The organism is Rathayibacter sp. VKM Ac-2879, from assembly GCF_015351245.1.
Lineage (GTDB): Bacteria > Actinomycetota > Actinomycetes > Actinomycetales > Microbacteriaceae > Rathayibacter.
In genome coordinates this window covers 376,498-398,383 of sequence record NZ_JADKSO010000002.1, presented here as the reverse complement: position 1 = coordinate 398,383, position 21,886 = coordinate 376,498, and the positions used below count along the sequence as shown (strand labels likewise).

The following is a 21,886-nucleotide window of genomic DNA, read 5'->3' as shown; positions in this document are numbered from 1 at the left end:
TGCCGGCCACGGGGCGGCCTCCGCTGAGCGAGCCTCGCGAGGAAGGCCACTCGTCCCCCGCGACTCCGAGTCAGCCCTCGTCGACAGGCGCGTCGTCGCCCTCGTCGGCGACTCGCCACACGCCGCCGAGCCTCTCGCGCTCGAGTTCGGCGCGCGCCTGGGCCTTCGCATCCATCCGCTCGAAGTAGTCCTCGCGGCGCTCGTTGCGGGTCTTGCGACGGTTCTCGTCGAGACGCACGTCGGTGCCGCGAGGTGCAGTCATGAGCTCGGCCGTCGAGGTCAGCGTCGGCTCCCAGTCGAAGACCACGCCGTCGCCCGGGCCGATGACGACCGTCGAGCCCGCGACCGCTCCCGCCGAGAACAGCCCGTTCTCGACACCGAGCTTGGCGAGGCGGTCGGCGAGGAAGCCCACGGCCTCGTCATTGGTGAAGTCGGTCTGGGCGACCCAGCGCTCGGGCTTGGTGCCGAGGACGCGGTAGAGGTTGCCGTACGAGCCGCCCTCGACCTTGATCTCGAAGTCCTTCTCGTCGACGGCACGCGGGCGGATGGTGATGCGCTCGACCCGCGGCACGGCCGCGAGCGCGACACGGTGCTGCTCCACGATCTCGGCCAGAGCGAAGGTGAGCTGGCGAAGGCCCGCATGGCTGACCGTCGAGATCTCGAACACCCTGTAGCCGCGGCCCTCGAGATCGGCGCGGACGAACCCGGCGAGCTCCTGGGCCTCCGGCACGTCGACCTTGTTGAGAGCCACGAGCTGCGGGCGCTCGAGGAGCGGGATCTGCCCCTCCCCGACGGGATACGCGGCGAGCTCGCCGAGGATGACGTCGAGGTCGGTGAGCGGGTCGCGTCCAGGCTCGAGGGTGGCGCAGTCGAGCACGTGGACGAGCGCCGTGCAGCGCTCCACGTGGCGGAGGAACTCGAGGCCGAGGCCCTTGCCCTCGCTCGCTCCCTCGATGAGTCCGGGGACGTCGGCGACGGTGAAGCGCGACTCCCCCGCCTGGACGACGCCGAGGTTGGGGGCGAGTGTCGTGAAGGGGTAGTCGGCGATCTTCGGCTTGGCCGCCGAGATCGCCGCGACGAGGCTCGACTTGCCCGCGGAGGGGAATCCGACGAGCGCGACGTCGGCGACCGTCTTCAGCTCGAGGACGACATCGCCCTCCCATCCGGGCGTGCCGAGCAGCGCGAAGCCGGGCGCCTTGCGCTTGGTCGTCGCGAGTGACGCGTTGCCGAGGCCGCCTTGGCCGCCGGGCGCGATCACGAAGCGCAGACCGGGCTCGTCCATGTCGATCAGCTCGTCGCCGTCGGGAGACTTGACGACGGTGCCGACCGGAACGGGCAGCTCGAGGAGCTCGCCGTTGCCGCCCGCCCGATGGTCTCCCATGCCGGGCCCGCCGTTCTCGGAGCTGCGATGCGGGTGACGGTGATAAGCGAGGAGAGTCGTCGTCTGCGGGTCGGCGACGAGCACGATGTCTCCACCGTGCCCGCCGTTGCCGCCGTCGGGGCCCGCGAGGGGCTTGAACTTCTCTCGGCGGACGGAGACGCAGCCGTGCCCGCCGTGGCCCGCACGCAAGTGGAGCGTGACGTTGTCGACGAAGGTGACCATGGGTGTGTATCCGTCCGATGAAGTGTCTGGGACGCCGGGATGCCGACGCCGGAGGCTCGCGCCCCGGGAATGCGCAAGGGGCGAGCCGAAGCCCGCCCCTTGCGTCCTATGCCTGTCCGGCCGAGGAGGTCGACCCTACTGGGCGGCCGCCACGATGTTGACGACCTTGCGGCCGCCCTTGCTGCCGAACTCGACCGCACCGGCCGAGAGGGCGAACAGGGTGTCGTCTCCCCCGCGGCCGACATTCGCGCCGGGGTGGAAGTGGGTGCCGCGCTGACGGACCAGGATCTCGCCCGCGTTGACGAGCTGTCCGCCGAAGCGCTTCACGCCGAGACGCTGCGCGTTCGAGTCGCGACCGTTGCGAGTGGAGCTCGCGCCCTTCTTGTGTGCCATTTCTCATCTCCTCGAGACCGTGGAGCCGAAGCCCCGTGCTGATGTCCCGCGAGCGATGGCACGCCGCGCAGGTCAGCTCAAAACTGAAGTGGGATTACTTGATGCCGGTGACCTTGACGCGCGTGAGGTCCTGACGGTGCCCCTGGCGCTTCTTGTAACCGGTCTTGTTCTTGAACTTCTGGATGATGATCTTGGGACCGCGGAGATCCTCGAGCACCTCGGCCGTGACGGTGACGCCCGCGAGGGTCGCCGCATCGGAGGTGATCGACTCACCGTCGACGAGCAGCACGGCAGGAAGCTGCACGGTGCCGTTCTCGTCGGCCTTGACGCGGTCCATCGTCACGATGGTGCCGACCTCGACCTTCTCCTGCCGACCGCCGGCGCGCACAACTGCGTAAACCACTTCTCGTACCTGTTTCTCGTCTGGATGGAACGGGATGGCCATCCGGGGCTTGTATGGACGGGGTGGAACCCCGGTCTTGTCTGTCGTTCCCGTCTCCTGCTCAGACACGAGGGAACCGGCACGGCGGCCCGCACCCGAAGGGAGCGGAGCGACAGCGGAAATCTGCGTGAGCACATGGATCGCGCCACACCAACGGTCAAGAGTACGGGATACGGCGCCGCCGGTCAAACGCTGCCGGCAGTCGAGCACGACAGCCGGGCACACGCACCAACGGGGAGGCACGTGCGACGCCGATCGACGACCCGGCAACGATAGTCGAGGCGGGAGCGGGCACGGCGGCGGCGCGCCGCCTACGATCGACGGATGGTGATCCTCCTCGACGCGGCGCGCTGGCCCGCCCACGAGACACTGTGGGCGCACCTCATCAGCGACACCTCCCTCGAGGAGCTGCACGCCTTCGCGCGGCAGGCCGGTCTGCCCGAGCGCAGCTTCGACCTCGATCACTACGACGTGCCGGAGTCACGCCGCGAGGCCCTGATCATGGCCGGAGCGACTCCGGTGAGCGCGCGCGAACTCGTGGAGCGCCTCCGAAACAGCGGTCTGCGAGTGAAGGGCCGCGACCGCGAGACGGAACGGGCCCTGCGCCGGCTCTCGCCAGGCGCTCGGACCCGCTGACGCGGCGCCCCCTCGGTCTCCGATCGGGTCGGTCGCCTACTGCTGCTCGGCGCGGCGGGGGGTCTGCTCGGGGATGACCGCGACTCCGGTAAGCGCTGCCGTCGTCACGCGTCGACTCTTCGCACGGCCCTGTCCCGGCTGCTTGGGCGCCGGGAGCGCGTCGAGCACGGAGTCGAGCAGATGCTCGGCGACGTCGCTGCGCACACGACGCGGGGCGACGGGCGGAGCGGGCGGGATGGGGATGTCGAGGATCGGCATCGCGGGCTCCTCGCCCGTCGGCGCATGATTCGTCTGCTCGGGCGACTCGGTGGCCTCGCTACGTACCTCGCGGTCGCGACCGCGACGACGGCGCTCCCCTCGCGCGGGGCGCTCCGGTCGGCGACTCGACGCCTGCGCCGCGTCGTCGGAGGCGTCGCTCGCCGCCTCCTGCTCGGGCATGTCGACGACCGCGGCGTCCTCGATCACTGCCGCCGCCTCCTCTGCGGCCTGACGGACGGCCGGCGGATGGATGGTGCTCGCCGCGATCTGCGCGAGGGCGTTCTTGGCGTCGTCGGTGATGGCGTGCGCGCTCACCTGCTTGGCCGAGCCGTTCGGCGTCCCCTGGGGGCCTGCGCCGTTCTGACCACCCTGGGTGCCGTTCGAGCGGCCGGAGCCGACAGGCTGCTCGCCGCCTCGGCCGCGGCGACGCTGCTCCTGCTGCGGGGCGGCGTTCGAGCGGTGCTTGAGCACGGGGTCGTGGTGCACGATCACTCCACGGCCCGCGCAGACCTCGCAGTTCTCGCTGAACGTCTCGAGCAGGCCGAGGCCGAGCTTCTTGCGGGTCATCTGCACGAGCCCGAGCGAGGTGACCTCGGCCACCTGATGCTTCGTGCGGTCGCGGCTCAGGCACTCGACGAGTCGGCGCAGAACCAGATCGCGGTTGGACTCGAGCACCATGTCGATGAAGTCGACGACGATGATGCCGCCGATGTCGCGCAGGCGCAGCTGACGGACGATCTCCTCCGCCGCCTCGAGGTTGTTCTTGGTGACCGTCTCCTCGAGGTTGCCGCCGGAGCCGACGAACTTGCCGGTGTTGACGTCGACCACCGTCATCGCCTCGGTGCGATCGATGACCAGGGAACCGCCGCTGGGCAGCCACACCTTGCGCTCCAGGGCCTTCTCGATCTGCTCCGTGATGCGGAACTCATCGAAGGCATCCTGCTCGCCGGTGTAGACCTCGACGCGCTCGAGCAGATCGGGGGCGACCTGGCTGAGGTAGAGCTCGATCGTCTCGCGGGCGTCATCGCCGGCGATGACCATCTTCTCGAAGTCCTCGTTGAACACGTCGCGGACGATCTTGATCAGCAGGTCCGGCTCGCTGTGCAGGAGGGCAGGGGCCTGGCCGGTCGCCGCCTTCTCGCTCAACGCGGTCCACTGCGCAGTGAGGCGCTCGACATCGACGGTGAGCTGCTCCTCGGTCGCGCCCTCGGCAGCGGTACGGACGATGACGCCGACGTTCTCGGGCAGCACCTCCTTGAGGATCTTCTTGAGACGCGCGCGCTCGGTGTCGGGAAGCTTGCGGGAGATGCCGTTCATCGAGCCGTTGGGCACGTACACGAGGTAGCGGCCCGGGAGGGAGACCTGGCTGGTGAGTCGGGCGCCCTTGTGACCGATCGGGTCCTTCGTGACCTGCACGAGGACGCGGTCGCCCGGCTTGAGGGCGAGCTCGATGCGGCGGGGGCCGCCGGCATTGTTCGCGGCCTCCCAGTCGACCTCGCCGGAGTAGAGCACCGCGTTGCGGCCTCGTCCGATGTCGACGAACGCCGCCTCCATGCTGGGGAGGACGTTCTGCACGCGGCCGAGGTAGACGTTGCCGATGAGCGACGCCTCCTGCGAGCGAGCGACGTAGTGCTCGGCGAGGACGCCGTCCTCGAGCACGCCGATGCGGATGCTGTCCTCGCGTGAGCGCACGACCATCACGCGGTCGACGGCCTCGCGGCGGGCCAGGAACTCGGACTCCGTGACGACGGTGCGTCGACGCCCGGCATCGCGACCGTCGCGACGGCGCTGCTTCTTCGCCTCGAGGCGCGTGGATCCCTTGATGCGCTGCGGCTCGGTGATGAGCTCGGGCTCGCGGGGCTCGCGGACCTCTCGCGGCTGACGGACGCGGACGACGGTGTCCTCGGGGTCGTCGGTGCCGCTGCGATCGGTCTCGCCACTGCGGCGACGCGAGCGACGACGGACGGAGCCCTGCTCCTGGGTCGGCGCCTCGCGCTCGTCACGCAGGTTCAGCGGCGCTCCGCGCGGGGGCAAGGGCGCCAGCTCGACATAGTCGGGCAGCACCGGGGCCTGGAACAGCAGGGAGGTGTTCGGCAAGGCCGGGCGCTGCGGCTGCGCGAAGGCGGGCGGCACGGTGAAGGCGACGCCCGTCGCGGCGGAGTCGGGCGCGGAGGCTCCTGCCTCGGGAGCACCGGGAGTCGCGTCCTCGACGGGAGACAGCCCCGCCTCGGTGCCGCCCTGCTCCGCGAGATCCTGCTCGGCGCCGTTCGCGTCGGTGCCGCTCTGTTCGGTGTCGTCGGTGTCGATGATCGTCTCCCCTGTCGCTGGCGCGCTCGAATCGGAGCGTCGGGTCGACCGACGTCCTCCGAAGAGGCGGCTGATCTTCCTGGCCCCGGTGCGGGGCTCGTCGCGGTCCGGATCGGATCCGCTCGTGCTGTTGTCTTCCACCATTCCTGGTGCACTCCTCGGCCGGGTCGTTCGCCGCGCCTACTACCCGGATGCTTCTCTCGTGCGTCGGGCCTCGGCCCGCCGCGAATCCTTTCGCTCGCCCGGTCCCGTCGCTCACGTGGCGCGGGACGCCGGTTGCAGCGTCTGTCTCGGAACTGACTATCCGACACGTGCTCCGCTCGGTGCGACCGAGGTCGTCTCGAAGCGGTGCGGGGACCTGTCGCGTCCATTCGCGGAACGCCGTCGATCTCCTTGTGGCCCGGTGCTCGCCCGGTAAACCTTCTTCGCGTCGGCGCGAGATGTTCCGGACCGACGGATCCGATTATCGCATGCATTCTCAGAGGCGCCGGTCCGGCGCGTGCCATAATCCCCCGGTGACCAGCGACACCGGGGCGCACGGCTCCCCCTCCCAGCCGCGCCCGGTCGCGTTCGCCGTCCTCCTCGTGGTGCTCGGCGCCATCGGCTGGACCGCCGCCTTCGCACTGACTCTCGACAAGTTCAGCGCCCTCGCGAACCCGACTGCGGCGCTCAGCTGCGACTTCAGCCTGCTGGTGCAGTGCAGCGCGAACCTCAACTCCGCGCAGGGCGCGATCTTCGGCTTCCCGAACCCGCTGATCGGCCTCGCCGCCTGGATCGCGCCGATCGTCGTTGGAGCGGGCCTGCTCGCGGGTGCGCGCTTCGATCGCTGGTTCTGGGCGCTGTTCACTGTTGGCTTCGCGCTCGCCCTCGTCTTCGTCGGCTGGCTCATCGCCACGAGCGTCTTCGCCCTCGGCACGCTCTGCCCGTGGTGCATGCTGACGTGGGCGGTCGTCATCCCGGGATTCTGGCTCGTCGCGCTCCGCAGCATTCGCGAGGGCGTCTTCCCCGTCGGCGAACGGCTGCGCCGCTGTGCGGGGGCCGCGTATGGCTGGATCCCGTTCATCACGATGCTCTGCTACCTGGCGATCGCGGTGCTCGCGCAGCTGCGCTTGAACGTCCTGTCCTACCTCTGACCCTCGGCGCGCTCGACGGGGCCTGTGGGAGGCGGCGCCGATCGAGGAGTCGCGCCGCCCGCGCGGCGGAGTCGGCGCTCAGGCCCGCGGACTGCTCGATCCGCGGGCCGCGCCGCCATCAGCGCCCGAGGAGTCGCGCGAAGAAGCCGCCCGCGCCCTGGCTCTTCTTCTCGGGGTGCCCAGGGCACCGGTCTGCGCGCGGCACGCCCCGCATCACGTCGTCGACGTGCTGGCCGCATCCCGCCCAGGTGGTCTTCCCGCAGGTGCGGCAGGTGGTCGCTCGGCACATCTCGTTCTCCTTCGTCCAGGGCTGCCACGGTGACCGCCTCCTCGACGAACTATACCCCCGGGGGTATAGTGCTCGATATGAGAACGATCATCATCGGCGGCGTCGCAGGCGGAATGTCCGCCGCGACCCGACTCCGGCGCCTCGACGAAGACCGCGACATCCTGGTCGTCGAACGGGGCGCCTACGTCTCGTTCGCGAACTGCGGACTCCCCTACCACGTGGGAGGAGTCATCGCGGAGCGGTCCGCGCTCCTCCTGCACACCCCCGAATCGCTCGCCCGACGCTTCCGTCTCGATGTCAGGGTCCGGCACGAGGCCGTCGCCATCGACACAGTCGCGAAGACGGTCCGCCTCCGCGACCTCGAGGCCGGAGTCGAGCGTGCGGAGCCGTACGACACGCTCGTGCTCGCGACCGGCGCGTCCGCGACGTCCGGGGTGGCGGCGGGAGTCGTGCCGAGCAGCACGCTGCGGAGCGTCGAGGACGTCGACCGAGTGATCGCGATCCTCGATTCCGCCCCCGGCCCCCGTCGCGTCACGGTGGTCGGCGGTGGCTACATCGGCCTGGAGGCCGTCGAGAACCTGCTCGCGCGGGGTGCTTTCGTCACGCTCGTGCAGCGTGGGAGCCAGATCCTCTCGCCACTGGACCCCGAGATGGCAGCGCCCGTCGAACAGCTCCTGCGCGACCATGGCGTCGAGGTGCGGCTGGGCGTCACCGTCACCGGTGCCCGCCCCGGCGCCCTCCTGCTCTCGAACGGCGACGAGGTGGCGACCGACCTCGTGCTCGAAGCGAGCGGCGTGCATCCCGAGACCTCGCTCGCCCGCGCCGCCGGGCTCGCCCTCGGGCCGATCGGCGGGATCGCCGTCGACGCCCGGCACCGCACGAGCGACGGCTCCGTGTTCGCGGTGGGCGACGGGGTCGAGAAGACCGATGCGCTCGACGGCCGCCCCACCCTCGTGACCATGGCCGGGCTCGCCAACCGACACGGCCGCTCTGCGGCCGACGCGATCGCGGGGCTGGAGGAGGAACCCGCGACCCCGGCACTCGGCACAGGCATCGTGGGAGTGCTCGGGCTGAGCGTCGCCTCGGTCGGCTGGAACGAGAAGCGCCTGCGCGCGGCGCAACGAGTGCCCCGCGTCATCCACACCCACCCGTCCTCGCACGCCGGGTACTACCCGGGAGCCGAGCAGATGGCGATGAAACTGCTCGTGGATCCTGCTGACGACCGCATTCTCGGCGCTCAGATCGTGGGACGAGGAGGCGTCGACAAGCGGATCGACGTGATCGCGACCGCGATGGCGGGCGGCATCACCGCCTCCGGACTCGCCCGGCTCGAACTCGCCTACGCTCCCCAGTACGGCTCGGCGAAGGACCCGGTCAACATGGCCGGCTACGTCGCCGACAACATGCGCTCGGGAGTCGTGAGCTCGACCCAGTGGCACGAGCTCGACGACCTCCTCGCCACGGGGGCGACGCTCGTCGATGTCCGGAGCGCGGCGGAGTTCGCGGCAGGATCGATCCCCGGCGCCGTCAACGTGCCGCTGGACGAGCTGCGGCAGCGGCTCGACGAGCTGCCCGGCGGCCGCCTGATCGTGCACTGCCAGGTGGGCCAGCGGGGGCACACCGCCGCCCGACTCCTCCTCCAGCGGGGCCGCGACGCGAGCAACCTCGACGGGGGCTACCTGACCTGGAGGGCCGGCGCGGCCGCCTCCGCCCCGATCTCGAAAAGAGACGCAGCATGAACGACACCGACCACGACGGCCGCCTCCGAGACGACGAGGCGGTGCGCAAGGTCGCGAACCGTCTCAAGAGGGCGCAGGGCCAGCTTGCCGCGGTGATCGCGGCGATCGAGAACGGGGGCGACTGCCGTCAGGTCGTCACCCAGCTCGCCGCGGTCTCGAGCGCGCTGGATCGGGCGGGCTTCGCGATCGTGTCCACCGCGTTGCGTCAGTGCCTCCTCGACGAGGACGCGACCGACGGAGGGGGGACATTCACCGTGGACGAGCTGGAGAAGCTCTTCCTCACCCTGGCCTGACGGTCGTCGCGGCTTCCCGATCGCCGTCCCGCGGTCAGCCCGCGGGACGGCGATCGCTCATGCGAACCAGAGGGCGAGCTCGCGCTCGGCGGACTCCGGGCTGTCGCTGCCGTGGACGAGGTTCTGCTGGACCTTGAGCCCCCAGTCGCGGCCCAGGTCTCCGCGGATCGTTCCCGGGGCCGCGGTCGTCGGATCGGTCGTGCCTGCGAGGGCACGGAAGCCCTCGATCACGCGGTCTCCCGCGATCCGCAGGGCGACGAGGGGGCCGCTCTCCATGAACTCCACGAGCGGCTCATAGAACGGCTTGCCCTCATGCTCGGCGTAGTGCGCGGCGAGAAGGGAGCGGTCGGCCTCGACGAGGCGGATGTCGACGAGCGAGTAGCCCTTCGCCTCGATGCGGCGCAGGATCTCGCCGGTGAGGTTGCGCGCGACGCCGTCGGGCTTGACGAGGACGAGTGTCTCCTGGGTGGCCATGGTTCAGAGGTCTCCTTCGATGGGATCGGTGGGCTCCGCGGCGCGGCGCGCCTGAGCGTCGAGGCGGGTCCCGGTAACCATGCAGTAGGTCCAGAGAGCGACGAAGGCCGCGCCGATGGCGAACATGATCGGGACCAGCAGGCCCGAGGCCACGATAACGAACTGCAGCACCCAGCCAACCCGGAAGCCGAGGGGACGTCGAAGCAGCCCGAGGGTCGCGACCAGCGCGACGCACACCACGGCTCCTCCGACGAGCACCACTCCGGGGTCCGCTGCCTTGAGCCCGAAGGCGACCAGCGTGGCGAGGAACACGATGATCGCCTCGAAGCCGAGGACGATCGAGCCCAGGCTCTCGCGCACCGTCCTGCTCCGGCGCGCGCGTCCCGCCCTCACGCGCCGAGCCAGTTCTCGTCGCGCGCCACGGTGAGGGTGCGCCCGACGAGGGTGATCGACCCGGTCACCAGCAGTGCACCCTTGTCGGAGCGGGCGGCGAGGAGGCGGCCCGCCGTGAGCGCGCCGTGCACCTCGTCGGCGACATGCACCGCCTCCTCCGGGAACACAGCGCGAGCGAGGACCGCGAGATCAGCCGCAGGCATCGCCCGCTCACTGGGCGCGGTCGTGACGATGAGCTCGTCGACGACGGGACGCAGCTCGCGAAGGATGCCCTCCGCGTCCTTCTCGGCGAGCACGCCGAGCACCGCGGTGACGCGATCGAAGTCGAAGTAGCGACCCAGCGCGAGGGCGAGGGAGGCGGCACCGTGCGGGTTGTGCGCGGCGTCGACGATCGTGCGCGGCGAGTGTCCGACGACCTGGAGGCGCCCGGGTGAGCTCGCCCCCGCGAAGCCCTCGTCGAGGACGTCTCTGGCGAGCTCGTGCGAGCCTCCGCCGAGGAACGACTCGACGGCGGCGACCGCCACCGCCGCGTTCTCGGCCTGATGATCGCCGAAGAACGGTAGGAGGAGCTGCTCGTAGGTGCGGGCCAGTCCGCGCACCGTGACGAGCTGGCCGCCGACGGCCACCGTCGTGGAGGCCACCGCGAAGTCCGCGCCCTCCACGACGATCGAGGACTCGGTGGCCTCGGCCGCATGCCGGAGGACCGCCTCCGCCTCGGGGGCCTGCTTCGCCGAGACGACAGAGGCGAGCGGCTTCACGATGCCCGACTTCGTGCGCGCGATCTCCTCGATCGTGGAGCCGAGACGATCGGTGTGATCCAGAGCGATCGGAGCGAAGACGGCGACCTGGGCGTCGGCGACATTCGTCGAGTCCCACTCGCCGCCCATCCCGACCTCGATGACGGCGACATCGACCGGCGCGTCCGCGAACGCCGCGTAGGCAAGCACGGTGATCACCTCGAAGAACGACAGCGGCGCCTCCCCCTGTTCGACGAGCTCGGCGTCGGTCATCCGTACGTAGGGCTCGATGTCGTGCCAGTTGTCGACGAGGCTCCGGTCCGAGATCGGCTCCCCGTCGATGACGATCCGCTCGGTGAACCGCTCGAGGTGCGGGCTGGTGAACAGGCCCACGCGCAGGCCGTGGGCACGCAGCAGGCTCTCGATCATGCGGCTCGTGGACGTCTTGCCGTTCGTGCCCGCGACCTGGATGACCGGGTAGGCCCGTTGGGGGTCTCCGAGGATCTCGACCGCGCGGCGGGCGGGCGCGAGCCGCGGACGGACGTTCGCCTCGCCGAGCCTCTCGAGCAGGGTCGCGTAGACGGCATCGGCCGCGGCGCGCTCCTCGTCGAACAGATCAGTCATCGCTCGCCTCGACCTTCTCGACACGGATGATGGCGGTTCCGGCCGGTCCGAAGGTGATCGCGCCTTCGCCGCCCTCGAGCGCGACGGTCAGCGGAGTGAACCCGAATCCGATCGCGAGCGTCTCCTCGGCGATCCACAGCGCATGCGGCTCGAGTGCAGCGAGGCTGGGCTCGTCGAGGACGACCTCCAGCAGGATGCGATCACTGACCTCGAGCCCGGCGGCCTTGCGGGCGTCCTGCACGGCGCGGATGAGGTCGCGGGCGAGACCCTCCGCCTCGAGCTCGGGGGTCGTCGCCGTGTCGAGCAGTACGAAGCCGCCGCCAGGAAGGAGCGCGATCGCGCGATCGTCGCCCGCCGCTCCACCGACCTCGAGGGTCAGCTCGTACTCGCCCTCGACGAGCTTCACTCCCCCGGCCGTGACCACGCCGTCGGCTTCGCTCCAGTCTCCGGCCTTCGCCGCTCTGATGACCGCCTGCACGCCCTTGCCTAGGCGCGGACCGGCCGCGCGAGCCTTGACCGCGAGCCGGGAGGTGACGCCGTAGTCGGCGGCGCTGGAGTCGACGAGCGGGACCAGCGACACGTCCTTCACGTTGAGCTCGTCGCGCAGGATCGCCTCGAAGGGGGCCAGCTCGGCCGCATCGGCCACGACGACGGTGAGGCGCGGGAGCGGCAGGCGCACGCGGAGACCGGCCTGCTTGCGGAGCGAGAGCGCCGTCGAGGAGAGGGTGCGCACGGCGTCCATCGCCTGCACGAGCGCCTCGTCGACCGGGAACTCGGCGGCGTCGGGCCAGTCGGTCAGGTGCACGCTGCGCCCGCCGGTCAGTCCCTGCCAGATCCGCTCGGTGATGAGCGGGAGGAGGGGCGCGGCGACACGGCAGACGGTCTCGAGGACCGTGAAGAGCGTGTCGAACGCCTCCGAGCCATGGCCCTCGGCATCGACACCCTGCCAGAAGCGGTCGCGCGAGCGGCGCACGTACCAGTTCGTGAGGACGTCGGAGAAGTCGCGTAGCGCGGCGGCGGCGAGGGTCGAGTCGAGCGCCTCGAAGTGACCCGTGACGGTCACGATCAGATCGTGCGTCTTGGCCAGCAGGTAGCGGTCGAGCACGTCCTCGGAGTCGGTGCGTCGCGTCGCGTGGTAGCCGCCCTCGGCGGAGGCGTTGGCGTAGAGCGAGAAGAAGTACCACGTGCTCCACAGCGGGAGGAGCACCTGCCGCACGCCCTCGCGGATCCCCTCCTCGGTGACGACGAGGTTGCCTCCGCGCAGGACCGGGCTCGACATGAGGAACCAGCGCATCGCGTCGGAGCCGTCGCGGTCGAAGACCTCGGCGACGTCGGGGTAGTTGCGCAGCGACTTCGACATCTTCTGACCGTCGTTGCCCAGCACGATCCCGTGGCTCACGACGTTGCGGAACGCGGGGCGGTCGAAGAGCGCCGTCGAGAGCACGTGCAGCGTGTAGAACCAGCCTCGGGTCTGCCCGATGTACTCGACGATGAAGTCGGCCGGATGGTGGCTGTCGAACCAGTCGGCGTTCTCGAACGGGTAGTGCACCTGCGCGAAGGGCATCGAGCCGGAGTCGAACCACACGTCGAGCACGTCGGTGATACGGCGCATGGTGGAGCGCCCGGTCGGGTCGTCGGGGTTGGGGCGGGTGAGCTCGTCGATGAACGGGCGGTGCAGATCCTCAGGACGCACGCCGAAGTCGCGCTCGAGCTCATCGAGCGAGCCGTAGACGTCGATGCGCGGGTAGTCGGGGTCGTCGCTCTTCCAGACCGGGATCGGGGAGCCGAAGTAGCGGTTGCGGCTGATCGACCAGTCGCGTGCACCCGAGAGCCACTTGCCGAACTGGCCGTCCTTGACGTTCTCGGGGACCCAGGTGATCTCCTGGTTCAGCTCTTCCATCCGGTCGCGGATCGCGGTGACGCGCACGAACCAGCTTGAGACGGCCTTGTAGATCAGAGGGTTGCGGCAGCGCCAGCAGTGCGGATACGAGTGCTCGTAGCTGGCCTGGCGCAGCAGCCGGTGCTCGGCACGCAGCAGCTGGGTGAGCGGCTTGTTGGCCTCGAAGACCTGCAGTCCGGCAACCTCGCCGATCTGCGGGAGGAAGCGGCCCCCGTCGTCGACGGAGATGATGACGGGGATACCGGCCGCCTCGCACACCTTCTGGTCGTCCTCGCCGTAGGCGGGCGCCTGGTGCACGATCCCCGTGCCCTCGCCGGTCGTCACGTAGTCGGCGACGAGGAGGCGCCACGCGTTCTGCGTGCCCCAGGTCTCGGTGTCGGCGTAGTGGTCCCAGAGCCGGTCGTAGCTGACGCCCTCGAGCTCGCTCCCGCGATGCGTGCGCGACACGGCCGCCAGCGCCTCGGCGGCGTCCGCGTAGCCGAGGTCCTTCGCGTAGGCGCCGACCTGGTCGAGGGCGAGGAGGTACTCGGCCGAGAGCTCGCGCTCCTCCGGCTCGCCCTTGCCGTCGGCGGCGCCGTTCGGGCCAGCGGGCACGACCGCGTACTCGATGTCGGGGCCGACCGCGAGGGCCAGGTTGGTGGGCAGGGTCCACGGAGTCGTCGTCCAGGCCAGCGCCCGCACGGCCGTGAGCTGCAGCGCCTCCGCCTTCTCGCCCACGAGGGGGAACGTGACGGTCACCGTCTGGTCTTGCCGCATCTGGTAGACGTCGTCGTCCATCCGCAGCTCGTGGTTCGAGAGCGGGGTCTGGTCACGCCAGCAGTAGGGCAGCACCCTGTAGCCCTCGTAGGCGAGGCCCTTGTCGTAGAGCTGCTTGAACGCCCAGATCACCGATTCCATGAACGAGGGGTCGAGCGTCTTGTAGTCGTCGTCGAAGTCGACCCAGCGCGCCTGACGGGTGACATAGTCCTGCCACTCTCCCGTATAGCGCAGCACCGACTCCTTCGCCGCGGCATTGAATGCGGCGACGCCCATCTCCTCGATCTGCGACTTGTCGGTGATGCCGAGCTGCCGCTCCGCCTCGAGCTCCGCGGGCAGGCCGTGGGTGTCCCAGCCGAAGCGCCGGTGCACCTGCTTGCCGCGCATCGTCTCGAAGCGGGGGAACAGGTCTTTTGCGTAGCCCGTGAGCAGGTGACCGTAGTGCGGCAGCCCGTTCGCGAACGGCGGCCCGTCGTAGAAGACCCACTCCGGTGCGCCCTCGCGCCGGCGGATCGACTCCTGGAAGGTGTCGTCGGCCTTCCACCAGGCGAGCACCTCCTCCTCGATCGCGGGGAAGCGCGGCGACGGCGTCACTCCGCGGCCGAAGGCCGAGACGTCGGGAGTGGACCCGTCGGGCGTGGGCGGGTTCAAGGGGTAGGTCACGTGCGGTCTCCTGGCAGGGCTGCTGGGCTCCACGAGGACGGCCCGCCCGATTCTCACCTCGGGCCGGGTCGCGGTACCACCTCGCTTGGACCGGTCGTCGGCACCCCCGGAGGAGCGCTCGTCGCCTGTCCCACTCGATCGGCTGTCACGGGCCGCACCCGTCCGGTTCTACTGGGCCTCGGCCGGAGCCTGCGCCGTTCTTCCGAAGACTCACCGGTGATAGCCGGGTCGAAGTCGTCCACCGGATATCCTAGCGCGGCGGGGAGGCCTCGGGCGGGATCGGACGGAGCCCGCCGACGCCGGCCGAGCGGTGGGACCAGCGAGGAGCACGATGATGCGAGGCACGCAACGCGGTCGGCCTCGCGCCTCCTCCCGGTCGATGCTCGAGGACGCGGCGCTCGACCTCTTCGTCGAGCAGAGCTATGCGGGCACGACGATCGAGCAGATCGCGCAGCGCGCCGGCGTCTCGCGCAACACCTTCTTCAACTACTTCGAGTCCAAGAGCGACGTCTTCTGGGTGCTCGTCGACGACCGCCTGTCCGGGTTGCCGGCGGCGCTGGCCGCGATCCCCGCCGAGCGGAGCGTCATGGAGGGACTGCGCGAGGCCCTGCTCGCCGTCGGCGCCGGCTTCGGTCCGGCGACCGTCCCGTGGGTGCTCACGCAGTCCGAGCTGATCGGGAGCGTGCACGAGCTGCAGGCCTCGGCCCTCTCTCGCCTCGCCCGCCAGGCTGCGGTGATCGCCGGCTTCGTGGAGGCGCGCGCCACGCGTCCCCTCCCCTCGCATCTCGCGCGAGCGGTCGCCTACGCGAGTGTCGGAGCCGCCGTGGCCGCGGCGCAGACCTGGGCCGCTGTCGGCCCGACGCGCGGCGAGCTCGTCCCGTACCTCGACGAGGCGCTCGCGCCCGTCTGCTCCGGCTTCGCCCCCCTCGTCTGAGGCGTTGCGGCCCTCCGTTAGAATCGTCACGGCCGCCAGCGCGGCACCATCCAGGCACCATCACCACCGACGCGGTGCCGCCCAGAGCGAACCGGAGAACCATGACCCTCGCCGACCGTCTTCCCGCGAAGCCCGCCCTCGAGGGCCTCGAGGGCAAGTGGGGCCTCGTCTGGCAGACCGACGGGACCTACCGGTTCGACCGCACAGGACTGACCCGCGACGACGTCTACTCGATCGACACGCCACCGCCTACCGCGTCGGGCTCGCTGCACATCGGACACGTCTTCTCGTACACGCACACCGATGTCATCGCGCGGTTCCAGCGCATGCTCGGCAAGAGCGTCTTCTACCCGATGGGCTGGGACGACAACGGTCTGCCGACGGAGCGTCGGGTGCAGAACTACTACGGCGTGCGCTGCGACCCGAGCCTTCCCTATGAGGCCGACTTCACGCCTCCCTTCGAGGGCGGTGACAACAAGAGCAGCAAGGCCGCCGATCAGAAGCCCATCTCGCGCCGCAACTTCATCGAGCTCTGCGAGCGCCTCACCGTCGAGGACGAGAAGCAGTTCGAGGACGTGTGGCGTTCGCTCGGCCTGTCTGTCGACTGGTCGCAGAGCTATCGCACCATCGGCGACGAGTCGCAAGCGGCGTCGCAGCGGGCGTTCCTCCGCGCTCTCGCCCGCGACGAGGCCTATCAGGCACAGGCGCCCACCCTGTGGGACATCACGTTCCGGACCGCCGTGGCCCAGGCCGAGCTCGAGGACAAGGACCAGCCCGGCGCTTACCACCGTCTCGCGTTCCACCGCGAGGGCGGCGAGGACGTCGTCATCGAGACGACGCGCCCGGAGCTGCTCCCCGCCTGCGTCGCCCTGGTCGCGCACCCCGACGACGAGCGCTACCAGGCCCTCGTCGGCACCACCGTGCGCACCCCGCTCTTCGACGTCGAGGTGCCCGTGCTCGCCCACCACCTCGCTCAGAAGGACAAGGGCTCGGGCATCGCCATGATCTGCACCTTCGGCGACGTCACCGACGTCGTGTGGTGGCGCGAGCTCGACCTGCCCAATCGCGCGATCATCGGCTTCGACGGCCGCCTCCTCTCGGAGGCGCCCTCCGCGATCGCGAGCGAGGCAGGCCGGCAGGCCTATGCACAGCTCGCGGGCAAGACGGTGTTCTCGGCGAAGCAGGCCGTCGTGGCGCTGCTCGCGGAGTCGGGCGAGATGCTCGGCGAGCCGCGGCCGATCACGCATCAGGTGAAGTTCTTCGAGAAGGGCGACAAGCCGCTCGAGATCGTGTCCACCCGCCAGTGGTACCTCACCAACGGCGCCCGCGACTCCGCCCTCAAGGAGCGCCTCCTCGAGCTCGGCCGCGAGGTCCGCTTCGTGCCGGAGTTCATGCGCGTCCGCTACGAGAACTGGGTGAACGGGCTCTCGGGCGACTGGTTGATCTCCCGCCAGCGTTTCTTCGGCGTGCCGATCCCCGTGTGGTATCCGCTCGACGGCGACGGCAACCCCGTCTTCGACGCACCGATCGTGCCGGCGGAGGCGTCGCTGCCCGTCGATCCCTCGAGCGATGCCGCGCCGGGCTACACGGCGGAGCAGCGCGGCGTCCCCGGCGGTTTCCAGGGCGAGCTCGACGTGATGGACACGTGGGCGACCTCCTCGCTGACCCCCCAGCTGGCAGGAGGCTGGGAGCGGGACGATGAGCTCTGGCAGCTCGTCGCACCTTTCGACCTGCGCCCGCAGGGCCAAGACATCATCCGCACCTGGCTCTTCTCGACGCTTCTGCGCTCCCAGCTCGAGGATGGCCGCGCCCCGTGGCGCAACGCCACCATCTCGGGCTTCATCGTCGACCCCGACCGCAAGAAGATGTCGAAGTCCAAGGGCAACGTCGTGACTCCGGCCGCGATGCTCGAGCAGCACGGCTCCGACGCGGTCCGCTATTGGGCGGCCTCCTCGCGCTTGGGAACCGACGCGGCCTTCGATCCGCAGAACCCGACGCAGATCAAGATCGGCCGCCGTCTGGCGATCAAGATCCTCAACGCGGCGAAGTTCATCCACGGATTCGCACCGGCCGAGGGCGCCGAGATCACCGAGGCTCTCGACCTGAGCATGCTCGCGACCCTCGACGCCGTAGTGGCGGAGGCGACGGGTGCGCTCGGTCGTTACGACCACGCCCGCGCGCTCGAGACCACTGAGGCGTTCTTCTGGACCTTCTGCGACGACTACCTCGAGCTGGTGAAGGAGCGCGCCTACGGGGAGGACGGCTCCTCCGCGGCCGCCGCGCTGCACCTGGCACTCGACGCCCTCCTGCGGCTCTTCGCACCGTTCCTGCCGTTCGCCACGGAGGAGACCTGGTCGTGGTCGCACGAGGGCTCGGTACACACCCAGCCCTGGCCGGTGGCGACCGGGCTCGGCGGCGACCCCGCCGTGCTCGCGACGGCCAGCTCGGTCCTCACCGCGGTCCGTCGCGCGAAGACCGACGCGAAGGCCTCGCAGAAGACTCCGGTCCGCTCGGCGGTCATCACCGGCCCCGCCGAACTCCTCGCCTCACTGCGTCTCGCCTCCGGCGACCTCGCCGCCGTCGGCCGGATCGCCGAACTCGACTTCGCCGAGGGCGAGGCACTCGCAGTGAGCATGGAGCTCGACGCCGACGCGTAGCGCTCCCCGGGGAGGCGGCGAGTCCGTCGCCTCCCTCCGCACCCACGAGAGGACCCACGGATGCAGCTCGGAACCCGATGGACCGTCGGCGGCACACCTCCGCAGACCCTGCCGGAGCTCGTCGTCACCGCGGTGCGCGCCGTCGAGGACGATCTCGCCGGCACGGCGACCGCCGAGTGGCGCTGGCAGCTGACGTGGCTGGAGGGGAGGCCGGTGGTCGAGCTCGACGACGGGACCACGATCACATACCGCCCCGACGAGGACGCCGCGTACATCACACAGCCGCACGACGCCGACGAGGACGACGATGACTGGGGATGATCGCCAAGCGCCCTAAGCTCGCGGAGTGAGCGCCACCGATTCCGTCGCCGTCCTGCTCGAGCACAGCGTGCTCCCCCACGGCCTCCCCGACTTCGCCGCCGTCGACCCCGAGGCGTATCGCCCCGCGTTCCTCGAGGCGCTGCGGAGGCACCGGGCTGAGATCGAGGCGATCGCCGGCTCCACCGAGCGGCCCACCATCGAGAACACTCTCGTTGCGCTCGAACGCGCGGGGCGCGCCCTGCGCCGCGTGAGCGCCGTCTTCTTCACGGTGAGCGCCTCCGACCGCACGCCGCTGACCGATGCGCTGCAGGTCGAGCTGGCGCCGCTGCTGTCGGCGCACGACGACACGATCACGCTCGACCCACGCCTCTTTGCACGCCTCCGGGCCCTCGCCGAGCAGGCTCCGGAGCTCGACCTCGACGATGAGACCGCCTACCTCCTCGAGCGGAGGATCGCCGGGTTCGAGCGGGCGGGCGCCCTGCTCGACGAGGCAGGCAAGGCCCGCCTGCGCGAGCTCAACGAACGGCTGTCGAGCCTCACCACCCTGTTCGAGAAGGAGCTGCTCGCCGACACCAACGACCGCGCCGTCCTCCTCACCGACGTGGCCGAGCTGGAGGGCCTCGACGCATCCGAGATCTCTGCTGCGGCGAGGGCAGCGGCCGAGCGCGGAGAGCGCGGCTGGCTGGTGACCCTGCCCCTGTACTCGGGGCATCCGTGGCTCGCGCGACTGCGGCGCCGCGAGGTGCGAGAGCGGGTGCTACGCGCCTCCGTCGGTCGCGGCGGCGAGGGCGGGCCGCATGACACGACCGCCGTGCTGCACGAGATCGTCGCGGCGCGAGCCGAGCGCGCACGGCTGCTCGGCTACTCCTCGCACGCCGAGTTCGTCATCTCGGGGCAGACCGCGGGCTCCCCCGAGCGCGTCCTCGAGCTCCTGCACGAGCTGGCAGCCCCGGCCGCGCGCAATCGACGGCTCGAGCTCGATCGGATGCAGGACGTCGCCGACGCCGAACAGGACACCGCAGGTCTCCCTCGTTTCGCGCTCGAAGCGTGGGACCGGGCTTACTACGAGGAGCGGGTGCGCGCCACCTCCTTCGCCGTCGACTCCAGCGTGCTGCGGCCGTACTTCGAGCTGGAGCGTGTCGTGCAGGACGGCGTCTTCGCGGCGGCGACCGGTCTCTACGGCGTCCGGTTCGAGGAAAGGCGCGACCTCGTCGGGCAGAGCGCTCCTGTGCGCGTCTTCGAGGTGTTCGAGGAGGACGGCACGGCGCTGGGCCTGTTCCTCTTCGATCCCTTCACCCGCGACTCCAAGCGCGGAGGGGCCTGGATGACCTCTCTCGCGACGCGGACGTCCCTGCTCGGCACCTCCGCCGTCGTCGTGAACACCCTGAACCTCGCGGCGCCGGGCCCCGGCGATCCCACGCTTCTGAGCCTCGACGAGGTCGAGACCCTGTTCCACGAGTTCGGGCACGCCCTGCACGGGCTCTTCGCGAGCACGCGGTACCCGCGTTTCGGAGGCACGGCGGTGTTCCGCGATGTCGTCGAGTTCCCGAGCCAGGTCAACGAGATGTGGGCACGTCGGCCCGAGCTGCTCGAGGCGTATGCCCGCCACGTCGAGACCGGCGAGGCCCTGCCCGCGGGCACGGTCGAGCGCCTGAAAGCGGCAGCTCTGTGGGGCGAGGGCTTCGCGACGACCGAATACCTCGCCTCCGCCCTGCTCGACCTCGGCTGGCACTCGCTGCACGCGCCCGTCGAGCCGGTCGACGTCGCCGAGTTCGAGCGACGGGTGCTCGAGGAGGTGGGCCTGCTGTTCCCGTCCGCTCCTCCGCGCTACCGCAGCAGCTACTTTGCCCACGTGTTCTCCGGCGGCTACTCGGCGGGCTACTACTCCTACATCTGGAGCGAGATCCTCGACGCCGACACCGTCGAATGGTTCGACGAGAACGGCGGTCTGGATCGTGCCGCGGGCGAGCGGTTCCGCCGCGGGTTCCTCCAGCTCGGAGGCTCGCGCGACCCCCTGGAGGCTTATCGCGCGTTCCGCGGGCGCGACGCCCGCACCGAACCGCTTCTGCGCCGACGTGGACTGGCCTGAGCGGAGGCGCGGGGGACGAGCCACGCGAGCACGATCAGGCCGACCACGAGCCCCCAGAACGCCGAGCCGATCCCTGCGATCGCCGACCCGGAGGCGGTGACGAGCAGGGTCGAGACGGCGGGCAGCCGCAGGGTCGCGTCCTCGACCGACGCCTGCACCGCCGAGACGAAGACCCCCAGCAGCGCGAGCCCGGCGACCGCCTCGATCAGCAGCGGGCTCGCCGAGGACACCAGAGCCGAGGCCGCGCCGGCGACGACCCCGAGCACCAGATAGGAGGCACCCGCCGAGACCGAGGCGATCCAGCGTCGCTCCGGCTGCGGCGACGCCTCCGGCCCGGCGGTCAGAGCGGCGCTCAGCGCCGCGAAGTTGATCGGGACTCCCCCGAAGAGAGCCGAGATGCCAGAGAGCACCCCGGTCGAGACGATGCCCGGACGCGAATGCGCATCGAAGCCGAAGCTCGAGAGCACGGCGATGCCGGGGATGTTCTGCCCCGCCATCGTCACGACGTACAGCGGCAGGCCGATTCCGACCATCGCGCCGATCTCGAACACGGGAGCCACGAACTGCGGAGCCGGCACGAGCGACGCGCCCCGGAGAGCGCCGCCGTCCGTGACGAGGAGGAGGACGATCGCCAGCGCGATCGCGGCCGGTACCGCCCAGCGAGGCGCGAGTCGCACGAGGAGGAGCCAGAGCACGATGACCGGGAGCGCCAGCGCGGGGATCTCGACCGCAGCGTGCACGGGCGCCAGCACGAGCGGGAACAGGATGCCGGCGAGCATCGCGTTGGCGATCGGGCGCGGGATGCGGGCGACGAGCCTCCCCAGCGCAGGCCAGAGTCCGGTGAGCACGAGCAGCACGGAGGCGACCAGGAACGCGCCGACGGCGCGATCGAAGCCGCCGGGGAGGGTCGCGGTCGCGGCGAGCAGCGCGGCACCCGGCGTGCTCCACGCGAAGGTCATCGGCACGCGGTAGCGGATGCTCAGCGCGATGCACAGCACGCCCTGCAGCACGCAGACTGCGAGGAGTCCCGACGCGGCCTGAGCATCGGTCGCGCCCACGGCGACGACTCCGGCCAGGACGATGGCGAACGAGCTCGAGAAGCCGGTGAGGGCGGCGACGATCCCGGCGAGCAGCGGCTGGACCATGGCGAACCTCCCGGAGCGTCGACCGCAGGCTCAGGCCGGCGGGCACACCGGAGGCGCGCATCGCCAGAGTAGAGACCGACCCGACGTCCGGCCCCGCGAT

Annotated in this window: 18 protein-coding genes; 8 read left to right on the top strand and 10 right to left on the bottom strand. The window is 70.6% G+C overall.

Annotated features, from left to right (window positions below; all coding sequences use genetic code 11):
• Nucleotides 1-70: 70 nt before the first annotated feature.
• The 3 genes from obgE to rplU form a co-directional block, all read right to left on the bottom strand.
• Nucleotides 71-1,603, bottom strand: a complete 1,533-nt coding sequence (gene obgE / locus ITJ45_RS06885) for a GTPase ObgE (RefSeq protein ID WP_194608290.1) — start codon at nucleotides 1,601-1,603, stop codon at nucleotides 71-73.
• Nucleotides 1,604-1,738: 135 nt separating this feature from the next.
• Nucleotides 1,739-1,996, bottom strand: a complete 258-nt coding sequence (gene rpmA, locus ITJ45_RS06880) for a 50S ribosomal protein L27 (protein WP_194608292.1) — start codon at nucleotides 1,994-1,996, stop codon at nucleotides 1,739-1,741.
• A gap of 94 nt (nucleotides 1,997-2,090) precedes the next feature.
• Nucleotides 2,091-2,399, bottom strand: coding sequence for a 50S ribosomal protein L21 (rplU, locus tag ITJ45_RS06875; RefSeq protein WP_104223682.1), 309 nt, complete (start codon nucleotides 2,397-2,399; stop codon nucleotides 2,091-2,093).
• Between the two features lie 363 nt (nucleotides 2,400-2,762).
• Between rplU and ITJ45_RS06870 the strand changes: the two genes are divergently transcribed.
• A complete protein-coding gene (locus ITJ45_RS06870; RefSeq protein ID WP_194608294.1) occupies nucleotides 2,763-3,074 on the top strand; it encodes a DUF4031 domain-containing protein in 312 nt (103 codons plus the stop codon).
• A gap of 36 nt (nucleotides 3,075-3,110) precedes the next feature.
• Here the strand turns inward: ITJ45_RS06870 and ITJ45_RS06865 are convergent, their stop codons facing one another.
• Nucleotides 3,111-5,783: an Rne/Rng family ribonuclease gene (locus ITJ45_RS06865; protein ID WP_194608296.1), complete on the bottom strand. Its 2,673-nt coding sequence runs from the start codon at nucleotides 5,781-5,783 to the stop codon at nucleotides 3,111-3,113.
• Between the two features lie 371 nt (nucleotides 5,784-6,154).
• Here ITJ45_RS06865 and ITJ45_RS06860 point away from each other — a divergent pair, with 371 nt between their 5' ends.
• Complete coding sequence (locus ITJ45_RS06860) at nucleotides 6,155-6,772, top strand: vitamin K epoxide reductase family protein (protein WP_323742904.1); 618 nt, start codon at nucleotides 6,155-6,157, stop codon at nucleotides 6,770-6,772.
• Nucleotides 6,773-6,890: 118 nt separating this feature from the next.
• Here ITJ45_RS06860 and ITJ45_RS06855 read toward each other — a convergent pair whose 3' ends face one another.
• Nucleotides 6,891-7,061, bottom strand: coding sequence for a hypothetical protein (locus ITJ45_RS06855; protein WP_194608300.1), 171 nt, complete (start codon nucleotides 7,059-7,061; stop codon nucleotides 6,891-6,893).
• Between the two features lie 77 nt (nucleotides 7,062-7,138).
• On the opposite strand from ITJ45_RS06855, the gene ITJ45_RS06850 reads away from it, so the two are divergent.
• Nucleotides 7,139-8,800 carry an FAD-dependent oxidoreductase gene (locus ITJ45_RS06850; RefSeq protein ID WP_194608302.1) on the top strand — a complete coding sequence of 554 codons (1,662 nt, stop codon included), beginning with the start codon at nucleotides 7,139-7,141 and terminating at the stop codon, nucleotides 8,798-8,800.
• On the top strand, nucleotides 8,797-9,093 hold the full coding sequence (locus tag ITJ45_RS06845) for a metal-sensitive transcriptional regulator (protein WP_194608304.1): 297 nt from the start codon (nucleotides 8,797-8,799) through the stop codon (nucleotides 9,091-9,093). The genes ITJ45_RS06850 and ITJ45_RS06845 overlap by 4 nt, the downstream gene beginning before the upstream one ends.
• Nucleotides 9,094-9,150: 57 nt before the next feature.
• On the opposite strand, the gene ndk is transcribed toward ITJ45_RS06845, so the two are convergent.
• Genes ndk through ileS form a run of 4 tightly spaced genes read right to left on the bottom strand, consistent with a single transcriptional unit; the run spans nucleotide 9,151 to nucleotide 14,640 of the window.
• Nucleotides 9,151-9,567 (bottom strand): nucleoside-diphosphate kinase, encoded by a 417-nt coding sequence (gene ndk, locus ITJ45_RS06840; RefSeq protein WP_194608306.1) that lies wholly within the window; start codon nucleotides 9,565-9,567, stop codon nucleotides 9,151-9,153.
• A gap of 3 nt (nucleotides 9,568-9,570) precedes the next feature.
• Nucleotides 9,571-9,927, bottom strand: coding sequence for a DUF4233 domain-containing protein (locus ITJ45_RS06835; protein ID WP_323742905.1), 357 nt, complete (start codon nucleotides 9,925-9,927; stop codon nucleotides 9,571-9,573).
• A gap of 29 nt (nucleotides 9,928-9,956) precedes the next feature.
• Nucleotides 9,957-11,321 (bottom strand): bifunctional folylpolyglutamate synthase/dihydrofolate synthase, encoded by a 1,365-nt coding sequence (locus ITJ45_RS06830; protein ID WP_194608308.1) that lies wholly within the window; start codon nucleotides 11,319-11,321, stop codon nucleotides 9,957-9,959.
• The gene (ileS, locus tag ITJ45_RS06825; RefSeq protein WP_194608310.1) at nucleotides 11,314-14,640 is read right to left on the bottom strand and encodes an isoleucine--tRNA ligase; all 3,327 of its coding nucleotides are present in this window, start codon (nucleotides 14,638-14,640) and stop codon (nucleotides 11,314-11,316) included. Before ileS ends, ITJ45_RS06830 begins: the two co-directional genes overlap by 8 nt.
• A 331-nt stretch (nucleotides 14,641-14,971) precedes the next feature.
• Between ileS and ITJ45_RS06820 the strand changes: the two genes are divergently transcribed.
• The 4 genes from ITJ45_RS06820 to ITJ45_RS06805 all read left to right on the top strand — a co-directional run bounded on the left by ITJ45_RS06820 (nucleotide 14,972) and on the right by ITJ45_RS06805 (nucleotide 20,641).
• Nucleotides 14,972-15,574, top strand: a complete 603-nt coding sequence (locus ITJ45_RS06820) for a TetR/AcrR family transcriptional regulator (RefSeq protein ID WP_194608312.1) — start codon at nucleotides 14,972-14,974, stop codon at nucleotides 15,572-15,574.
• Nucleotides 15,575-15,675: 101 nt separating this feature from the next.
• Complete coding sequence (gene valS / locus ITJ45_RS06815; protein ID WP_194608314.1) at nucleotides 15,676-18,231, top strand: valine--tRNA ligase; 2,556 nt, start codon at nucleotides 15,676-15,678, stop codon at nucleotides 18,229-18,231.
• A 60-nt stretch (nucleotides 18,232-18,291) separates the two neighbouring features.
• Complete coding sequence (locus tag ITJ45_RS06810; protein ID WP_194608316.1) at nucleotides 18,292-18,552, top strand: hypothetical protein; 261 nt, start codon at nucleotides 18,292-18,294, stop codon at nucleotides 18,550-18,552.
• 25 nt (nucleotides 18,553-18,577) lie between these two features.
• On the top strand, nucleotides 18,578-20,641 hold the full coding sequence (locus ITJ45_RS06805) for a M3 family metallopeptidase (RefSeq protein ID WP_194608318.1): 2,064 nt from the start codon (nucleotides 18,578-18,580) through the stop codon (nucleotides 20,639-20,641).
• Here the strand turns inward: ITJ45_RS06805 and ITJ45_RS06800 are convergent.
• The gene (locus ITJ45_RS06800; protein WP_194608320.1) at nucleotides 20,575-21,786 is read right to left on the bottom strand and encodes a benzoate/H(+) symporter BenE family transporter; all 1,212 of its coding nucleotides are present in this window, start codon (nucleotides 21,784-21,786) and stop codon (nucleotides 20,575-20,577) included. The two genes, ITJ45_RS06805 and ITJ45_RS06800, sit on opposite strands and share 67 nt — an antisense overlap.
• Nucleotides 21,787-21,886: the final 100 nt, after the last annotated feature.